General features: G+C 61.9%; 4 protein-coding genes. 1 reads left to right on the plus strand and 3 read right to left on the minus strand.

Going from position 1 to position 3,286, the window contains the following annotated elements:
• Nucleotides 1–761 (minus strand): aldehyde dehydrogenase family protein (locus tag OQK_RS07320; RefSeq protein ID WP_016771798.1); only part of this gene is annotated, 761 nt, incomplete at its 3' end.
• Nucleotides 762–910: 149 nt separating this feature from the next.
• On the opposite strand from OQK_RS07320, the gene OQK_RS07325 reads away from it, so the two are divergent.
• Nucleotides 911–1,858, plus strand: coding sequence for a LysR family transcriptional regulator (locus tag OQK_RS07325; protein WP_016771799.1), 948 nt, complete (start codon nucleotides 911–913; stop codon nucleotides 1,856–1,858).
• Here the strand turns inward: OQK_RS07325 and OQK_RS07330 are convergent.
• Complete coding sequence (locus OQK_RS07330) at nucleotides 1,855–2,355, minus strand: OmpA family protein (RefSeq protein WP_016771800.1); 501 nt, start codon at nucleotides 2,353–2,355, stop codon at nucleotides 1,855–1,857. The two genes, OQK_RS07325 and OQK_RS07330, sit on opposite strands and share 4 nt — an antisense overlap.
• On the minus strand, nucleotides 2,355–3,286 hold a 932-nt coding region (locus OQK_RS07335), incomplete at its 5' end, for a diguanylate cyclase domain-containing protein (RefSeq protein ID WP_038860684.1). The genes OQK_RS07335 and OQK_RS07330, both read right to left, overlap by 1 nt.

The following is a 3,286-nucleotide window of genomic DNA, read 5'->3' on the forward strand; positions in this document are numbered from 1 at the left end:
CGTTTGCCGTGTTTGCCGGCCAGGTCATAAACGTGGGTGCCGACAGCGGTCGAACCGACGAAAGACACGGCTTTGATGTCTTTGTGCGTGCACAGACCATCGACCACATCCTTGCCGCCGTGAACGACGTTGAGTACGCCCGCCGGAACGCCAGCCTCAATGGCCAGTTCCACCAGCAGCATGGTCGACAGCGGATCCTGTTCCGACGGCTTGAGCACGAAGGTGTTGCCGCAGGCGATCGCCATCGGGAACATCCACAGCGGAATCATCGCCGGGAAGTTGAACGGCGTGATGCCGGCGCAGACGCCGATCGGCTGGCGCAGGGTGTAAGTGTCGACGCCGCCGGCGACGTTCTCGGCGAACTCGCCCATTTGCAGGGTGCCGATCGAGCACGCGTGCTCGACCACTTCCAGGCCACGGAAAATATCGCCTTCGGCATCAGCAATGGTCTTGCCCTGCTCGGCGCTGAGGACCACGGCGATGCGCTTGGAGTGCTCGCGGATCAGCGCTTGCAGCTTGAGCATGATGCGCATCCGCGCGCCGATCGGGGTCAGCTTCCAGGTCTGGAAGGCACGCTGCGCGGCGCTGACAGCGGCATCGACCTCAGCGGCGGTGGCGAACGGAACCTTGGCCAGCACTTGCTGGGTGGCCGGGTTGACGATGTCGTGCCACTCGGTGGTCTGCGACTCGACCCATTCCCCGTCGATCAGCAGTTTGACCTTTTGCAGCGTGGTGTCGTTGGGCGTAAGCGATGCGTTCATGCTGGTCTCCAGAACTTGTTTTTATCGTAGGAGCCAAGGCGAAAGGTTCGCCTTGAGATGAGGCGTGTGTCACGAATTGGTTGTCGGACTGTTTTTGGAGTATAGATGTGCAAACTTCTAATAAGAACGCACATATAAGCCCGACCATCATGCAAAAAAACATCACCTCGCTAGGCTCGCTGAACTGGGACGATCTGAAGTTTTTCCTCGAAGTCGCCCGCACCCGCAAGGCCAGTACCGCCGCCAAACGCCTGGCTGTCGACTACACCACGGTGTCGCGACGGATCAGCTCGCTGGAAGCGGCGCTGGGTACATTGCTGTTCGAAAAGTCTCGCACCAGCGGTTTCGTCCTGACCACTGAAGGCCAGCGCTTGCTCGGTTATGCCGAGTCGATCGAAAGCACGTTGCACATGGCCTGCGAGCAGGTCTCGGGTTCGGGCGTTGCCCTGTCCGGGCACGTGCGCATGGGCTGTACTGAAGGCTTCGGTAGTTTCTTCATCACCCCGCAACTGAGCCACTTCGTCGACGCCTACCCGGCAATCTCGGTGGACATCCTGCCGCTGCCGCACTTCATCAGCCTGTCCAAGCGCGAGGCCGACATCGTCATCGCCCTCGAGCGGCCGGAGCACGGGCCGTACGTCTGCTGCAAACTCTGCGACTACCGTTTGCAGCTGTACGCAACCCAGGACTATCTGGACAAACACCCACCGATCCGCCGCCCGGCCGACTTGAGCAAGCATCAATTCATCAGTTATGTGGACGACCTGGCGTTCAGCTCGGAGCTGCTTTACCTGGCCAATGTGCTGCCCGGCGCCAGCGCAAACTTGCGCAGCACCAGCGTGATCGCGCAATACGTCGCCGCGCAGCAGGGCCGCTCGCTGGCGATCCTGCCGTGCTTCCTCGCCGCACAAGACCCGCGATTGCTGCCGGTGCTGCCGGAGGAAATCGACATCACCCGGCAGTTCTGGATGTACTGCCGGGAGGATTTGCGCAAGTTGAAGCGGATTACCTTGTTGTGGGATTACATTCGTGAGGTGACTGAGCGTAATCAGGCATTGTTGATGGGGGAAACGCGGGAGATGCGCTTTGCCGATTAATCGGCGCTGACCACAATCGACACCCGGCGATTTTCCGTGCGCCCCGCTGCGGTGTCGTTGGAAGCCACCGGTTCGCTGCTGCCCAGGCCTTGCAGCTGGATGTTTTCCGGCTTCATGCCGACCGTGCCGAGGACGTTGGCGACGCTCTTGGCCCGACGCAGCGACAGTTGCTGATTGTAGGTTTCCTTGCCCGACGCATCGGTGTGGCCATCTACCCGAACGCGCTCGATACCCACGCCGAGCAGCGCCTTGCCGATGCGTTCGACGATTTCCGTGCTGGCTGCGTTCAGGCTTTCGACATCGCTGCCAAACAACACTTTGCCCGACAGGCCGAATTCCCAACCGTCGTCGGTCAATTCGAAACCCTGCTGTTTGAGCACGGCGACCTGCGCCGGTGTCAGGCCCTTTTGCGGGGCGGTCTGGCAACCGCTCAGGGTCAGCGCGGTGATCAGCAACAATGCGGAAAACAGTCGAAAGGGAAGTGTGAACACGGGCATCAGCTCCTGGTGTGAACGGAATCGACCGGGCGCTCCGACCCGGCGGTGAATTGCGCGCCACGCGACAGGCGCTTGGCCTGATACATCGCCGCGTCGGCTGCGTTGAGCAAGGCTCCCGGCGTGGCGCCATGATCGGGGTAAACGGCGATGCCGATACTCAGCGAGGTCACCACACTGCTGTCGCCGGGCAGGGTGATCGGCATGTCCATGCTGGCGAGAATCTTGTCAGCGATGTGCTCAGCGTCTTCAACCGTGTGCAGCGGCGCGAGCAGCACAGCGAACTCGTCGCCGCCCAGCCGCGCGACCAGATCATCCTCGCGCAATTGCGCTCGCACGCGATTGGCGATCGCCACTAGCACGGCGTCGCCCGAGGCGTGGCCGAAGTTATCGTTGATGCCTTTGAAGCGGTCGCTGTCGAGAAACAGCACGGCGACCCGCTCATCGTGTTTTTTGCCGTTGCGCAAGGCGCGCATCAAGCGGCCTTCAAAAAACGCGCGGTTGGGCAACCCGGTGAGGCTGTCGTGGGTCGCTTGATGGGCGAGGGTTTCGTTTTCGTTCTGCAGGTGGGTTTGCCACGACTCGAGTTCGCCGAGCAAGGCATTGAAGTCGTTGCCCAGGTTATCCAGTTCGGCGATTTGCGCCGGCGGCACGCGCCGATCCAGCGCTCGTTCGCTACGGGCGGCGTGGGCGACGGCGGCGAGGCTGTGTAACGGGCCGATGATCGCGCGCAACTGCCGCCGCGCCAGATAGAGCGCGACCCAGGCGCTGATCGCGGTGCAGAGCACAATCCCGGCCAGGCCGCTGAGCAGGAAGCGCATCAGGCTGCCGCCGTGACCGATGAGCAGGACCCGACCGATTTCGCGGTCCTGATGTTCGATCGGCAGGCTGACCGGTTTTTCCAGAATGGCGCGGGTGATCTGCATTTCCAGCT

Source organism: Pseudomonas sp. R62 (genome assembly GCF_000257605.1).
Taxonomy (GTDB): domain Bacteria; phylum Pseudomonadota; class Gammaproteobacteria; order Pseudomonadales; family Pseudomonadaceae; genus Aquipseudomonas; species Aquipseudomonas atacamensis.

Excerpts from the sequence above, each read along its gene's own strand:
- OQK_RS07325 (WP_016771799.1), top strand. The coding sequence starts at position 911 with ATGCAAAAAAACATCACCTCGCTAGGCTCGCTGAACTGGGACGATCTG.
- OQK_RS07330 (WP_016771800.1), bottom strand. The coding sequence starts at position 2,355 with ATGCCCGTGTTCACACTTCCCTTTCGACTGTTTTCCGCATTGTTGCTG.